At 33.5% G+C, this 14,519-nt stretch carries 13 protein-coding genes; 12 read left to right on the top strand and 1 reads right to left on the bottom strand.

Annotated features, from left to right (window positions below):
• Nucleotides 1-228: 228 nt before the first annotated feature.
• The 12 genes from IUY40_RS17630 (at nucleotide 229) to IUY40_RS17575 (ending at nucleotide 13,799) form a co-directional block, all read left to right on the top strand.
• Nucleotides 229-3,036 (top strand): TonB-dependent receptor, encoded by a 2,808-nt coding sequence (locus IUY40_RS17630; RefSeq protein ID WP_195738181.1) that lies wholly within the window; start codon nucleotides 229-231, stop codon nucleotides 3,034-3,036.
• 79 nt (nucleotides 3,037-3,115) lie between these two features.
• Entirely contained in the window at nucleotides 3,116-4,567 is a 1,452-nt protein-coding gene (locus tag IUY40_RS17625; RefSeq protein ID WP_195738180.1) for an SGNH/GDSL hydrolase family protein, read from the top strand.
• Between the two features lie 233 nt (nucleotides 4,568-4,800).
• Nucleotides 4,801-6,312, top strand: coding sequence for a F0F1 ATP synthase subunit beta (atpD, locus tag IUY40_RS17620; protein ID WP_195738179.1), 1,512 nt, complete (start codon nucleotides 4,801-4,803; stop codon nucleotides 6,310-6,312).
• A 68-nt stretch (nucleotides 6,313-6,380) separates the two neighbouring features.
• The gene (locus tag IUY40_RS17615; RefSeq protein ID WP_195738178.1) at nucleotides 6,381-6,662 is read left to right on the top strand and encodes a F0F1 ATP synthase subunit epsilon; all 282 of its coding nucleotides are present in this window, start codon (nucleotides 6,381-6,383) and stop codon (nucleotides 6,660-6,662) included.
• Between the two features lie 236 nt (nucleotides 6,663-6,898).
• A complete protein-coding gene (locus tag IUY40_RS17610; protein ID WP_195738177.1) occupies nucleotides 6,899-8,035 on the top strand; it encodes a pyridoxal phosphate-dependent aminotransferase family protein in 1,137 nt (378 codons plus the stop codon).
• Between the two features lie 201 nt (nucleotides 8,036-8,236).
• The gene (locus IUY40_RS17605) at nucleotides 8,237-8,434 is read left to right on the top strand and encodes a hypothetical protein (protein WP_195738176.1); all 198 of its coding nucleotides are present in this window, start codon (nucleotides 8,237-8,239) and stop codon (nucleotides 8,432-8,434) included.
• Nucleotides 8,435-8,514: 80 nt separating this feature from the next.
• Complete coding sequence (locus tag IUY40_RS17600) at nucleotides 8,515-9,378, top strand: TraB/GumN family protein (RefSeq protein WP_195738175.1); 864 nt, start codon at nucleotides 8,515-8,517, stop codon at nucleotides 9,376-9,378.
• Between the two features lie 7 nt (nucleotides 9,379-9,385).
• A complete protein-coding gene (locus IUY40_RS17595; protein ID WP_195738174.1) occupies nucleotides 9,386-9,889 on the top strand; it encodes an RNA polymerase sigma factor in 504 nt (167 codons plus the stop codon).
• The gene (locus tag IUY40_RS17590) at nucleotides 9,879-10,493 is read left to right on the top strand and encodes a hypothetical protein (RefSeq protein WP_195738173.1); all 615 of its coding nucleotides are present in this window, start codon (nucleotides 9,879-9,881) and stop codon (nucleotides 10,491-10,493) included. Before IUY40_RS17595 ends, IUY40_RS17590 begins: the two co-directional genes overlap by 11 nt.
• Before the next feature lie 74 nt (nucleotides 10,494-10,567).
• On the top strand, nucleotides 10,568-11,185 hold the full coding sequence (gene bioD / locus IUY40_RS17585) for a dethiobiotin synthase (RefSeq protein ID WP_195738172.1): 618 nt from the start codon (nucleotides 10,568-10,570) through the stop codon (nucleotides 11,183-11,185).
• Nucleotides 11,186-11,277: 92 nt separating this feature from the next.
• Nucleotides 11,278-12,549 (top strand): adenosylmethionine--8-amino-7-oxononanoate transaminase, encoded by a 1,272-nt coding sequence (gene bioA, locus IUY40_RS17580; RefSeq protein ID WP_195738171.1) that lies wholly within the window; start codon nucleotides 11,278-11,280, stop codon nucleotides 12,547-12,549.
• A gap of 71 nt (nucleotides 12,550-12,620) precedes the next feature.
• Nucleotides 12,621-13,799, top strand: coding sequence for a beta-ketoacyl synthase N-terminal-like domain-containing protein (locus IUY40_RS17575; RefSeq protein WP_195738170.1), 1,179 nt, complete (start codon nucleotides 12,621-12,623; stop codon nucleotides 13,797-13,799).
• Nucleotides 13,800-13,837: 38 nt separating this feature from the next.
• Here IUY40_RS17575 and IUY40_RS17570 read toward each other — a convergent pair whose 3' ends face one another.
• Nucleotides 13,838-14,077, bottom strand: coding sequence for a hypothetical protein (locus IUY40_RS17570; protein WP_195738169.1), 240 nt, complete (start codon nucleotides 14,075-14,077; stop codon nucleotides 13,838-13,840).
• Between the last annotated feature and the right edge of the window lie 442 nt (nucleotides 14,078-14,519).

Raw genomic sequence — 14,519 nt, 5'->3', positions numbered from 1 at the left:
GGAATTCATTTTTGTAGAATATTCATTTTTTTCTTCAAAATAAGATGTATGCATAGTATATTTCAATGAGTTATGGAGAGATAGTTGTTAAAAGTTTAAAAAAACACCAATGTGTAATATGTATTTTTGTTGCTTAAAAGTTAAGGAAAATTAATTTTTTTTAACATTTTTTTAGTAATATCAAAAATATTTGTACTTTGGTAACATAAACCATCTAAAACTAACCAAATGAGAATGTATTTACTTATTCTATCATTGTTCTTTTGCGGGGTATCCTTTGCGCAGAGTACAATTTCAGGTTCCGTTACCGATAATAAAAAAGAAGCAATTCCCGGAGCTAATATTAATGTTGTCGGGGAGGCCAGCAGTAGCTCTACTGATTTTGACGGTTCATTTATTTTAAAGTCATCCAAAAATCTACCGTTAACGATTAGGATTACGGCAGTTGGGTATGAGACTAAAACTGTCAATGTGACTTCGGCAAACCAAAAAGTCAATGTGATGTTAGTTGAGGAAAGAACTATGTTGAATGAGATTGTGGTTTCGGCTTCGAGAACTCCAGAAAGAGTAATTGAATCACCGGTTACAATTGAAAGAATGGGTATTCAGGAAATAAGAAATACTACGGCTCCGTCTTTTTATGAAGGTTTGGAGAATCTAAAAGAAGTTATTTTTAATACCAGTAGTATTTCGTTTAAATCGGTAAATACGAGAGGTTTTGCAACTGTTGCTAATACGCGTTTTATGCAATTGGTAGATGGTATGGATAATTCCTCTCCAGCATTGAACTTTGTGCTAGGAAACTTAATTGGACTGAATGATTTAGATGTGGCAAGTGTAGAGCTTTTGCCTGGGGCGTCATCTGCACTTTATGGAGCCAATGCCTTCAATGGTATCTTGTTTATGAACAGTAAAAGTCCATTTACAAATCAAGGAGTTAGTACTTATTTTAAATACGGACAAACTTCACAAGATGTGGCAGGTACAAATGATTATGTAGATTTTGGTTTTAGGGCAGCTACTGCATTTAGTAAACATTTTGCAATAAAAGCAAATTTTAATTTCATCAGAGCAACTGAGTGGATTGCAGATGATCAAAGAAGTTTGACAGGAGGTTCTATCGGACATGCTAATAATCAAAATTATGATGGGTTAAATATTTATGGAGATGAGGTTACTACTTTTCTTCCAAATGTAGGACAGGTAAGTAGAACGGGTTATCATGAAAAAGATCTAAATAATAATAAATCAGAAAGTGTAAAAGCAGATTTCGCAATGCATCTTAAGCCTTGGGAAAGTGAAACTGAAATTATATTTCAATATAAATTAGGTATCGGTAGTACTATTTATCAAGGAGCAAACAGGTATTCTTTGAAGAACTTTTTTATGGGACAAACCAAATTAGAGGTAAAAGGGAAAAACTTTTTTGCAAGGGTTTATATGACAAATGAAGATGCGGGAGATTCTTATGATATGCGTTTTGCTGGTTGGAACGTAAATAGAGCTGCTAAATCAGATACGAACTGGTTTACAGATTATGCTAGATCTTTTCAATTGTCTTCTGCAGTATTAGGGCTTAATGCAAATGATGCAGCGAAGTATGCCAGGACTTTTGCAGATTATAATGTTTCGCCAGGTTTAGGCTTGACACCAAATATTGATCCAGCCAATCCTAGTGCTCCGAGATCGGCAAGATTTGAGCCAGGCTCTCCGCAATTTGCAACTGCATTTGCAACTGTAATAGATAATCCAAATCTAAAAGAGGGAGCAAAGTTTATAGATAACTCTAAATTGTACCATTCCGATGTAAATTACAACTTTAAAGACCTTATTGATTTTGCTGAAATTCAAGTTGGAGGTTCTTGGAGAGAGTATGTAATGAACTCTGAAGGAACCATCTTTACAGATTACGATGGTCCGTTAAACTATAAAGAATATGGAGCGTATACGCAACTTGCTAAAAAATGGATGGACGATAGACTGAAATTCACAGGATCTATCCGTTATGACAAAAGCCAAAATTTTAAAGGAAATGTATCACCAAGAATAGCATTTGTTTATTCCGCAGGAGCGACCAGAGTACATAATTTTAGAGTATCGTACCAAACTGGTTTTAGAAATCCAACAACACAGGATCAATATATTGGTTTGGATTTAGGTCCGTTTGCATTAATTGGTTCAGCAGCAGAAAATTTAGATCGTTTTACAGAAGTAAGAGAGGTGAGTTTAGCAGGTCAGGCAGCTGGTAATCCGGCTACAGTGACAATGAATGGTCATAAAGCTTATGAAAATGCATATACAGTAGCTTCTGTGCAAGCATTTGGGGCTTCTGGAAATCCGGCAAGTCTTGAAGTGGCTAAAATTGGATTGGTAAAGCCAGAAGAAGTACAGGCTTTTGAAGTTGGATATCGTTCAGTAGTAAGAGATTTTTCAATTGATGTTAATGCATATTATAATATTTATGATAATTTTATGAATACAGCCCGAGTGATTAGTCCGTATTATGGAACAGCAGGAACAGATGTTACTAATCCAGCAGTACAACAAAGTTATCAGGCATTAGCATTTGGTGACAGAAGAGTTTATCAAGTCTATACGAATACAACTGCTCAAATCACCTCTTTTGGAGTTGGAGTTGGGTTGTCTAAAAAGGTATATAAAGATTTTGAAGTAGGGGTAAATTATAATTATTCACAATTTAATTTTGATCAGTCAAAAGATCCAGGATTTGTTGCTGGATTTAATACTCCAAAACATAGAATTAAAGGTTCGTTAGGGAATTCTAAATTATTTAAAAATTTTGGATTTAATATGAACATAAGATGGAATACCGAGTATTTATGGGAGGCATCTTTTGCTGACGGAATGGTTCCGGAGAATACAGTATTTGATGCTCAGGTAAATTATGGAATACCTAAGTTAAAATCGGTTATCAAGGTTGGAGCTACAAATATTTTTGGAAAAGATTATATTCAGGTAATAGGGGCAGGTTTAATAGGGCAACAATGGTTTGCTTCATGGACAATTAACCCGTAATTATAGCTATATAATTAGATGCTTCTTATTAAAGTGAGAAGCTTGGGAAAATGAATATTAATGTATAAAATAACAAATCATGATAAAAAATTTTAGATGGCTATTATTGGTTTCATTAGCCTTTGTAGCATGTAATAACGATGACGAAGATACAACACCAGCAGAAGTTCCAGTAACACCAGGTTCAGCAGTTTTTACAAAGTATGTAGCTTTGGGGGATTCATTTGCAGCAGGATATAGTGATGGAGCTTTATTTATAAAAGGACAAGGAGGCTCTTATGCTAATATATTATCTCAACAGTTTACGGCTGCTGGGGGTGGAGAGTTTAAGACGCCATTGACTTCGGATAATGTTGGGGGTTTGTTATTTGGCGGTGCTCCAAATCCAAAATTTGGGGCAAGACTTGCAATATTAGGATTTAATCTAGATGGTACTCCAAAGATTGCACCCGTGCCATTTGCTTCCACAACTGAGGTTATGACACATATAACAGGGCCTTTTAATAATCTGGGTCTTCCTGGTGCAAAAAGCTATCATTTAATAGCGCCAGGATATGGTAATCCTGCTGGGTTATCTTTGGGTACTGCAAATCCGTATTTTGTTCGGTTTGCTACTGCGCCAGGAACTACTGTTTTAAAAGACGCTACAGATCAAAATCCAACGTTCTTTTCCTTGTGGATAGGAGGTAATGACGTTTTGGGTTACGCAACAACTGGTGGAGATGGAACGGATCCTATAACACCAACAGCGACATTTAATTTTGCTTACGAAAAACTTGTTACTGATTTAACTGCAAAAGGAGCAAAAGGAGTTGTTGCTAATATTCCTTATGTCAGTGCGCTCCCGTTTTTTACAACCGTAGGATTTAATCCATTAACTCTTGTTGCGGCACAAGTAACTGCTTTAAACAATGCTTATGCAAGTTACAATGGTGGTTTAGTGGCTGCGAAAAACGCAGGACTAATTACTGAGGCCGAAAGAGTACAAAGAACTATTAATTTTGTAGTTGGAAAAAATGGAGCAGTGATGATTGATGAATACCTTACAGACATTACCGGGGTAAATCCTGGACTAATAAAATTAAGACAAACGACTAATAAGGACTATATTGTTTTGAGTTCTCAAGGAACGGCTGCTAAGGATCATTTATCAGCAGGAAACGGAACGGCTGTGCCTTTACAAGATAGATGGGTATTGTCAGAAAGTGAAGTAAAAGAACTAAAAGCAGCTACAGATGCTTATAATATTACGATAGAAGCTACTGCTACTGCTAAAGGGTTGGCTTTTGTAGATACAAGAGCTACCATGACGCAAGTATCTACGACAGGTATTAATTTCGGAAATTTTAATATGACATCTGCTTATGTAACTGGAGGGGCTTTTTCGTTAGATGGGGTACATCCAAGTGCAAGAGGATATGCATTAATAGCTAATATTTTTGTAGATGCTATTAATGTAAAATATAATTCTACATTGCGACATGTTGATTTGAGAATTTATCCAATTCAATATCCAGCAAATTTACAATAAATCCAATTTTTTTAGTAGGAAACCACCTGTTTTTGTGATGAGGTGGTTTTTTTTAATTGGGCTAAAAAGATGGTCTTTTGTGCGATCAAAGTGTTTATTTTTATTAAGTGTAAAAATTATAGTATTTTTCCAAAAAAAGTTATTGATTTTGTATTTTAAAAATTATCTTTGCGCACTGAAAAAAGAGGTGTTTTCGTTAAACCTAAATAGCTATTTAATAAATACATACAGTAATGTCAAAAGTAATAGGAAAAGTTGCCCAAATCATTGGACCAGTAGTTGATGTCGTTTTCAACGGTAAAGATGTTGAACTTCCAAAAATTTATGATTCATTAGAAATCACTAAAAAAGACGGAACATTGTTAGTTCTTGAAGTACAATCTCATATCGGAGAAAATACAGTTCGTACAATATCAATGGACTCAACAGATGGTTTGAGTCGTGGATATGAAGTAGTTGGAACTGGAAATCCAATCCAAATGCCAATCGGTCCAGACGTATATGGTCGATTGTTTAATGTAATTGGAGATGCAATTGATGGTTTAGGGAACTTGCCAAAAACGGGAGAGAATGGATTGTCTATTCACAGACAAGCACCAAGATTCGAAGATTTATCAACTTCATCTGAAGTATTGTTCACAGGTATTAAAGTAATCGATTTGATCGAGCCTTACTCAAAAGGGGGTAAAATTGGATTGTTTGGTGGTGCTGGTGTTGGAAAAACAGTATTAATTCAGGAGTTGATTAACAATATTGCAAAAGGTCACGGTGGACTTTCAGTATTCGCAGGAGTAGGAGAAAGAACACGTGAAGGAAATGACTTACTTCGTGAGATGTTAGAGTCAGGAATTATAAAATATGGTGATGATTTCATGCACTCTATGGAAAATGGAGGATGGGATTTATCTAAAGTAGATATGCCAGGAATGAGAGAGTCTAAAGCTACTTTCGTTTTCGGACAAATGAATGAGCCTCCTGGAGCTCGTGCACGTGTGGCACTTTCAGGATTATCTATCGCTGAGTATTTCCGTGATGGAGCAGGAACAGATCAAGGTAAAGACGTATTGTTTTTCGTTGATAACATCTTCCGTTTTACACAAGCAGGTTCAGAGGTTTCGGCACTTTTAGGTCGTATGCCATCTGCGGTAGGATACCAACCAACATTAGCAACAGAAATGGGTGCGATGCAGGAACGTATTACATCTACAAACAAAGGTTCGATTACATCTGTACAAGCGGTTTACGTACCTGCGGATGATTTAACTGACCCGGCGCCAGCAACAACTTTTGCCCACTTAGATGCAACAACAGTATTGTCTCGTAAAATTGCTGAGTTAGGTATTTATCCAGCAGTAGATCCATTGGATTCTACTTCTAGAATTTTGACTCCTCAAATTTTAGGTGATGAGCACTATGACTGTGCACAAAGAGTAAAAGAAATTCTTCAAAAATACAAACAATTACAAGATATCATCGCGATTCTAGGTATGGAAGAGTTATCAGAAGAAGATAAATTATCTGTATCAAGAGCACGTCGTGTACAACGTTTCTTATCTCAACCGTTCCACGTAGCGGAGCAATTTACAGGTATTCCTGGAGTATTGGTTGATATTAAAGATACTATCAAAGGATTTAACATGATTATCGATGGTGAGTTAGATCATCTTCCAGAAGCAGCTTTCAACCTTAAAGGGTCTATTCAAGATGCAATCGAAGCTGGAGAGAAAATGTTAGCAGAAGCTTAATCTAGTTTTCAGTATTGGGTCGCAGCATTTTGCTGAGACTATTAACTGAAACTGTAAACTAAAAGAAAATGACTTTAGAAATAGTATCACCAGAAGCAAAATTATTTTCAGGAAATGTGACTTCAGTTACATTGCCAGGAGTTGATGGAAGCTTTCAAATATTGAATCATCACGCTCCTATTGTTTCTATTTTAGAAAAAGGAACTATTAAAATTGTAGCACCAAGCTTCAGTTTTTTTAAAGAAGTAGCGGGTAAATTCACGAAAGTAAATGACCAAACTTATACTTTAGATATTGTGTCAGGTACTATCGAGATGAAAGACAATAAGATAATTGTTTTAGCAGACTAAGACAATTTAAAATAAAGTTAAAAAAGCCAGACATTTGTCTGGCTTTTTTTATGGTTTTAGTTTTAATCTCAGCTTTTCAGTTAATGACAATTCAATTGGGCTAAAATATAATAAATCTGGCTATCGTTTGAATTTACTTTTAGTGGCTATAAAATGAAATCCTGATAACTAAAGCGGCAGCGCTAAAAAAATAGAATGGGTAATAAATTCAGGCTTAATTTTATAACTTTGTATTTATGAAATTACCAGAAAGTCTTATTCAAAAATTAGTTATAAGAAAGCAAAACAATGCACTTAGACAATTGCCAGATGTTAATGCATCAATTGATTTTACTTCTAATGATTATATTGGATTTTCAAAATCTGGAATAATTTTTAATAAAACACATCAATATTTACTTGATACCAGAAATATACAAAATGGAGCTACAGGTTCAAGATTAATTTCAGGGAATCATTCTTTGTATAAAATTACAGAAACTCTTATAGCGCAGTTTCACGAGTCAGAATCGGCTTTAATTTTTAATTCGGGTTATGATGCCAATGTTGGTTTTTTTAGCGCTGTGCCGCAGCGCAATGATGTTATTTTGTACGATGAGTTAAGTCATGCTTCTATTCGGGATGGGATTTTAATGTCGAATGCTAAAACGTATAAATTTAACCATAATGATTTTGAAGATTTAGAACGACTTATAGTAAAACACCAAAATTCAATCATTTATATTGTTACCGAAAGTGTTTTTTCTATGGATGGAGATTGTCCAAATCTAGAGGAATTAGTATTATTATCCGAAAAATATAAGTGTTATCTTGTAATAGATGAAGCTCATGCATTAGGAGTTTTTGGAGAGAAAGGCGAAGGGTTATTGCAGTTTTTAGGATTGCATAATAGAGTTTTTGCCAGAATAATGACTTTTGGTAAAGGTTTAGGATGTCATGGTGCAGCAGTTCTTGGTAGTCAAGAATTAAAAGAATACCTCGTTAATTTTGCAAGAAGTTTTATTTATACAACAGGATTGTCTCCACATTCAGTCGCTACTATTTTTATAGCTTATCAGCAGTTGGAGATTGAGAAAGAAACTATCGAAATACTACGCCAGAATATTGTTTACTTCAATCAGCAAAAAAAACTTTTGGGATTGCAGCCTATGTTTGTTAGAAGTAAATCAACAATTCAATCGGCAATTATTCCGGGTAATGAAAATGTAAAGGCTGTTGCTCAAAAACTGCAAGAAAAAGGATTTGATGTAAAAGCAATTTTGTCTCCAACAGTTCCAGAAGGGCAGGAACGATTGCGTTTTTGTATTCATAGTTATAATTCTGAAAAGGAAATAAATCAGGCTTTAGAATTGTTAAGAGATTATGTGTTTTAATATTTTTTAACAATCAATCACAAAGTTGATTTTGTGAATGTCTGTTTTTTTTTCACGCATATCTTTTTGAAATTAAGAATTTAAAAAAAAAACATGCCCCTTAAACTATTGCATTTTCTCACTTTCTTTAAAAAGGGTTGAAAATTTTGTAACGTTTTGATGATTCGATTACTTACGAGTCGTAATCAAAAAACCACAATTATGAAAACCACATCAACTTCAAAAAGCGAAAAAATTTTCAACTTCGTATTTATCTTTTTAACTTCTTTAGGATTGGGATATACTTTAGTAAACCAATTTCTTTTAAATAAGCCTAAAACAGAATTGCTTACCGTAATAATATCCTTGTTTGTTATTTCGATAGCTTCTTGGCAGCGAAGAAAAATGGGAAAATTGTAAATAACGAGTTTCAAGTATCAATCAAAATCATCAATCAAAAATCATCAATCAAAAATCACGAACTTAAATCAATCAACAAAATGAAAAACTTATTTAAATCAATAGTAGTAGCAATCGCAATTCTTTTTTGCACAACAATACAAGCACAGGATAAATCGCCTAAACTTGAGAATTCACTTTTATGGGAAGTTTCAGGAAACGGATTAAGTAAGCCATCTTATTTGTATGGAACAATTCACATGATTTGTGGAGCGGATTATTTTCTTTCTGAAAAAACAAAGAAAGCATTTGAGGCTTCAGACAAATTAGTTTTAGAAGTTAATTTATCTGATCCTAATGAAATAACAGACATGCAACAATTAGCAATGGGTAAAGAACCTCTCGATAAAAAATTGACAGCTTTACAATTATCGACGTTGGAAGAAATTTTGAAAAAAAGCACTGGGATGAATGTTCAACAAGTAAATAATTATAATTTATCTTCTGTGATGAGTTTGATTTTTATGAAAACGTATCCATGTACAGATCTTAAAGTTTATGAGTTTGATTTTATAGAACTGGCAAAAAAACGAAATCTTGGAGTAGTCGGTTTAGAAACTATTAAATCTCAATTTGAAACTCTTGATGATGCTTATACAAATGATGAAATGATTTCAATGTTGGTAGAATCTGTTAAGGATGGTTCTACTCCTTTAGTAGATGATTACAAAACAGAGAATATTGAAGCTATTTATAAGAGAACAACTGGCGATAAGTTTATGAATGAAAAAACAAGGGTTGCAATGTTGGATAAAAGAAATAGTAGTTGGGTAAACCAAATACCTGAATTAATGAAAAAGCAATCTATATTTATGGCAGTTGGAGCTGCACATCTGGATGGAGAACAAGGGGTGATTAACTTGTTGAGAAATGCAGGATATAAAGTAAAACCAGTAATGAAATAGAAATATTTTGAAAGAGAAAGAGCTAGAGTTTTTAAATCGGATCGAAAGGCATAAAGGGATTTTATATAAAGTTTCTAAAATGTACATGGATAATCATGATGATCAACAAGATTTGTTTCAGGAGATTGTTTGTCAACTTTGGAAATCACATGATTCTTTTAGAAATGAAAGTCAGTTTTCAACATGGATGTATCGCGTAGCAGTAAATACGGCTATCATTTTTCTTAAGAAAGAAAAACGAAAAGTAGATAGATACGAAATTGCGTCAGAAAATATTAAAGATGAAGAAACAGATTCGCATATAAAAGAAAGTCAGATTGATCATTTTTATAAAGCAGTTCAGAAACTCGAAAAGATTGATAAAGCGATTATATTTTATCAGTTAGAAGGCTTTTCGCATAAGGAAATAGGAGAAAACCTTGGGATTTCTGAGGGAAATGCAAGAGTGAAATTAAATAGAGCAAAAGAGAAATTAAAAGGAATAATTAAAAATCAAGGATATGGATTTTAAGGATATACAAAACGCATGGAATAATGAAAAGGCTGAAAATATTATTCTTCCAGATAATTTAGAAAAAATTAAATCGGCAAATACGCCTTTAGATAAAATTAGAAAAAACCTTAAAAAGGAACTTCTTTATCAGTCTGTTTCTGTGGCTTTTATAGGATTTATACCTTGTTTATATGCTTTCCCAGAAAAATGGATTGCGCCATTTTATTTGTTTTTCAGCATATTTGTTGCCGTTTGTGTGTATTATTTAGTAAAGCTGTATTTTTTTTATAAAAGATTAAATAAGATTACCTTAAGTACAAAAGACAGTTTGTATGAAACCTATTTTGATATTAGGTTAAATATGGAATTATACAAAACTTTTGGGTTTGCTTTAACTCCGTTTGTAATTTTGTTTTTAATTGGGTTTTTATATGATAAATTTTCAAAACAACCAGGATTTCAGTTAAATGATTTTAGCAACTCTCAATTAATTAGTGTGTTTACGGTAGTAACTTTTTCTATTTTGTCTATGGGATTGGCACTGGAGTGGTGGGTACATCATTTTTATGGCAAATACGCTAAAGAAATCAAAATGGTTATAGATCAATTAAAAGAAGAATAATCAAAAACAATAAACCCATCGTAATGATGGGTTTTGTTTTTATTGGTATTTTTGTACGCAATAAAAACAAGGGAATGAAACTATTTATTACAGGAATTTCAACCGATGTTGGTAAAACAATTGCTTCGGCTATTATCGTAGAAGCATTAGAAGCAGATTATTGGAAACCAATTCAAGCAGGAGATTTAGATAACTCAGATACAGGAAAAGTTCAGTCAAAGATTTCGAATAAAAAATCTCAATTTCATAAAAATTCATATGCATTAAATACGCCTGCAAGTCCTCATTTGGCAGCAGAAATTGATGGAATTACTATTGATTTGAATGAGATAACAGAACCACAAACTGATAATCATTTGGTTATTGAAGGAGCAGGAGGAGTTTTTGTACCATTAAATAATAAAGAATTTGTAATTGATTTAATTCAACCCAATTATAAAGTTATAGTAGTTTCTAGGCATTATTTAGGAAGTATCAACCATACAGTGCTAACAATTGAAGCCTTGAAGAGCCGGAAATTAAATATTGCAGGAATTATTTTTAGCGGAAGCGAAAACAAATCTTCTGAAACCATTATTTTAAATACTACAGGAGTAAAATGTATTGGGCGAATTGATGAAGAACCTTATTTTGACCAAAATGTAATTTGCGAATACGCCGATTTATTTCGAGAGAATCTTTTAGAATTGTAAAATCGTTTGTGGAAAGTAAAATGAATTCCACATCTTGCTGAATACATTTTATAAAAACACAGTTTACTTTTTACAAATAAACATTTCAAAAAATGACATTATCAGAAAAAGACAGCCAATATCTTTGGCATCCTTATACACAACATAAAACAGCTGCGGTTCCAATTGCTATTTCTCGAGGAGAAGGAGCATTACTTTGGGACGAAAATAATAAAGAATATATAGATGCAATTGCCTCTTGGTGGGTTAACCCTTTTGGGCACAGTAATCGGTTTATTGCCGATGCAATTTATAAACAGTTAACTACGCTGGAACACGTTTTGTTTGGGGGATTTACGCATGAACCAGCCATTATTCTTGCTGAAAGATTAATTGAAATTTTACCTAAAAACCAACAAAAAATTTTCTTTTCGGATAATGGTTCTACAGCGGTAGAAGTAGCCATAAAAGTTGCTTTGCAATATTTCTTTAATAAAGGTGAAAAACGTACTACGATTATTGCTTTTGAAAATGCTTTTCATGGAGATACATTTGCTGCAATGGCTGCAAGCGGAATTTCATTTTATACACAGGCTTTTCAAGGAATGTTTATAGATGTAGTTCGAATTCCGGCTCCAGTAAAAGGACAAGAGCAGGAGAGTTTTGATGCATTAAAAACAGTAATAGAAGAGAAGAATTGTGCAGGGTTTATTTTTGAACCATTAGTTCAGGGAGCAGCAGGAATGGTTATGCATGAGCCAGAAGCGCTAGAAACTTTAATTAAGATTTGTGCAGCAAATAATGTTCTTACTATTGCCGATGAAGTGATGACAGGTTTTGGTAAAACTGGTAAAACATTTGCAATGGATTATCTGAATGAAAAACCAGATATGATGTGTCTTTCGAAAGCATTAACAGGAGGGACAATCCCGATGGCAATTACTACTTTTACTCAAGAAGTTTTTGATGCTTTTTATGATGATGATATTAATAAAGCATTGTTTCATGGGCATACTTTTACAGCTAATCCTACAGGATGTGCTGCAGCTTTGGCAAGTATTGATTTGTTGCAAACTCAAGAAATGCAAGGCAATATCGAGCGTGTAAATAAAAGACATCTTAATTTTCAGAATAAAATAAAAAATCACCCAAGAGTTGTTACAACCAGAGTGTTAGGAGTTATTTTTGCATTAGAAATAAAATCTGATTCAGAAGAAAGTTATTATGGATCGATGAGAAATAAACTGTATAATTTCTTTATTGATAAAGGAGTTATTTTAAGACCAGTTGGGAATATAGTTTATATTTTGCCACCATATATTATTAGTGATGAGCAACTCGAAAAAGTATATTCAATTATAGAACAAGCTATAGAAATGGTTTAATTGATTTAGACTTGTTGGATTTAATATAATCTTAAAACACCGGGAATTTAGCGGTTAATAAAATAATAACATTGAATAAAAAAATCGCGATTACTTCATTTTCTTCAATTTCGCCTTTAGGAAACAATCCAAAAGACGTTTGGGAAAATTATTTGAGTAACAAACATTGTTTTACTTTGCAACAATTGGATAAACAAGAAACTCCAGTTGCTGCACTTGATGCCGATTCTAAACAAATTGTAGATCAGGTTCGTAATTCGGATAGTAAATATAAATTTCTTGACAACAGTGTTTTGTTTGCTTTAGCAGCATCACGACAGGCAATAAAAAACTCTGGATGGGATTCTGAGGCTGTTTTCGGAATTAATATTGGTTCTTCTCGTGGAGCTACCGATTTATTCGAAAAACATTATCAGGAATATTTAGAAACTGGAAAAGCACAAACATTGGCTTCTCCAACCACCACATTAGGAAATATATCATCTTGGATAGCGCATGATTTACAGAGTTCTGGCCCAGAAATTTCACATTCTATTACGTGTTCTACTGCGTTACATGCTTTATTAAATGGTGTAGCATGGTTAAGAGCAGGAATGGTCGATAAGTTTTTGGTGGGTGGTAGCGAAGCTCCATTGACCGATTTTACGATTGCACAAATGCGCGCTTTAAAAATTTATTCCCGAGTAGATTTAAATACTGATAAATGGCCCAATCAGGCATTTGATTTAGATAAAACTCAAAACACTATGGTTTTGGGCGAAGGGGCGGCAGTTTGTTGTCTTGAAGCTGGAGAAAAAGAAAATGCCATTGCTTATATTACAGGAGTAGGATATGCTACAGAAGTTTTGGAGCATAATATATCTATTTCGGCAGAAGCAACATGTTTTCAAAAATCAATGAAAATGGCTTTAAAAGAAATAAGTCCAGAAGATGTAGATGTAATTGTAATGCATGCGCCAGGAACAATAAAAGGCGATTTAACAGAATACAGAGCCATTCAAAAAATATTTACTCCGATAGCTGGGACTAAGCTTCCTTTGCTTACTACCAATAAATGGAAGATCGGACATACTTTTGGGGCTTCGGGAATACTGAGTGTAGAAATGGCAATCTTAATGATGCAACACAATACATTTATTGGAGTTCCTTTTGCAGAAGAGCAACTACAAACAAAACCTATAAAAAAGATTTTAATTAATGCAGTAGGTTTTGGAGGAAATGCAGTGAGTATTTTAATAGAAAAAGCATAAACCAAAAGAGAGGTTATCTAAATGATAACCTCTCTTTTTTAATCAATAGTAAAATAGGGATTTAAAATTTCGGCTAATTCATTTAACCAATATAACCCGTGGTCTAATTCTTTTGTATAGCATTCTAATGTTTCATTTCTTCTAATTAAGGTCAATGCGATTACGTAGTTTAAGTTACGAATTATCTTAGCCATAGATTCAGGAGGTACGTCCTTATTAAAAAATTCGATAAGCTTTTCACGGTCGTAACTTGTAGTGGGTGTGTTTTTTGCATTCATAATGTGAGAATTTTAGAATATAAAACCCTTATATGTTAGTGGTTCTAATGCTTCTCACGGCATTCGTCGAGCGTTTCCACTTCGACCCACATAATACAAGGGTAGTCTTTTTTAGTTTCTAATGTGAGAATTTTAGAACTGCAAATATAAGAAAACCCGTGCAATCAGCACGGGTTTTCTTGTCAATAAAAAATAATTAAATAGACTCTTGTTATATTTGTTAAAGAAATGGTTATTTCATTTTAAATATTTCTATTTTACGATTATAGACACGTAAGATTTTTACTTAGTATTTTATTTAAGTACATTGCGACAATCTTTTTTTAGTTTCAAAAAACAACATTTTATGAAAAACCTTTACAAAAACCTTTATAAAAACATTCTACTTTTCATATTGTTCCCGCTTTGGGGGCTAGGCGGATTTGGTTCGGGGGCTTACGCT

This window comes from Flavobacterium sp. ALJ2 (genome assembly GCF_015594725.1).
Classification (GTDB): Bacteria; Bacteroidota; Bacteroidia; order Flavobacteriales; family Flavobacteriaceae; genus Flavobacterium.
Note: the sequence above shows the minus strand (reverse complement) of the source record. Positions and strands in the feature narration are given on the sequence as shown.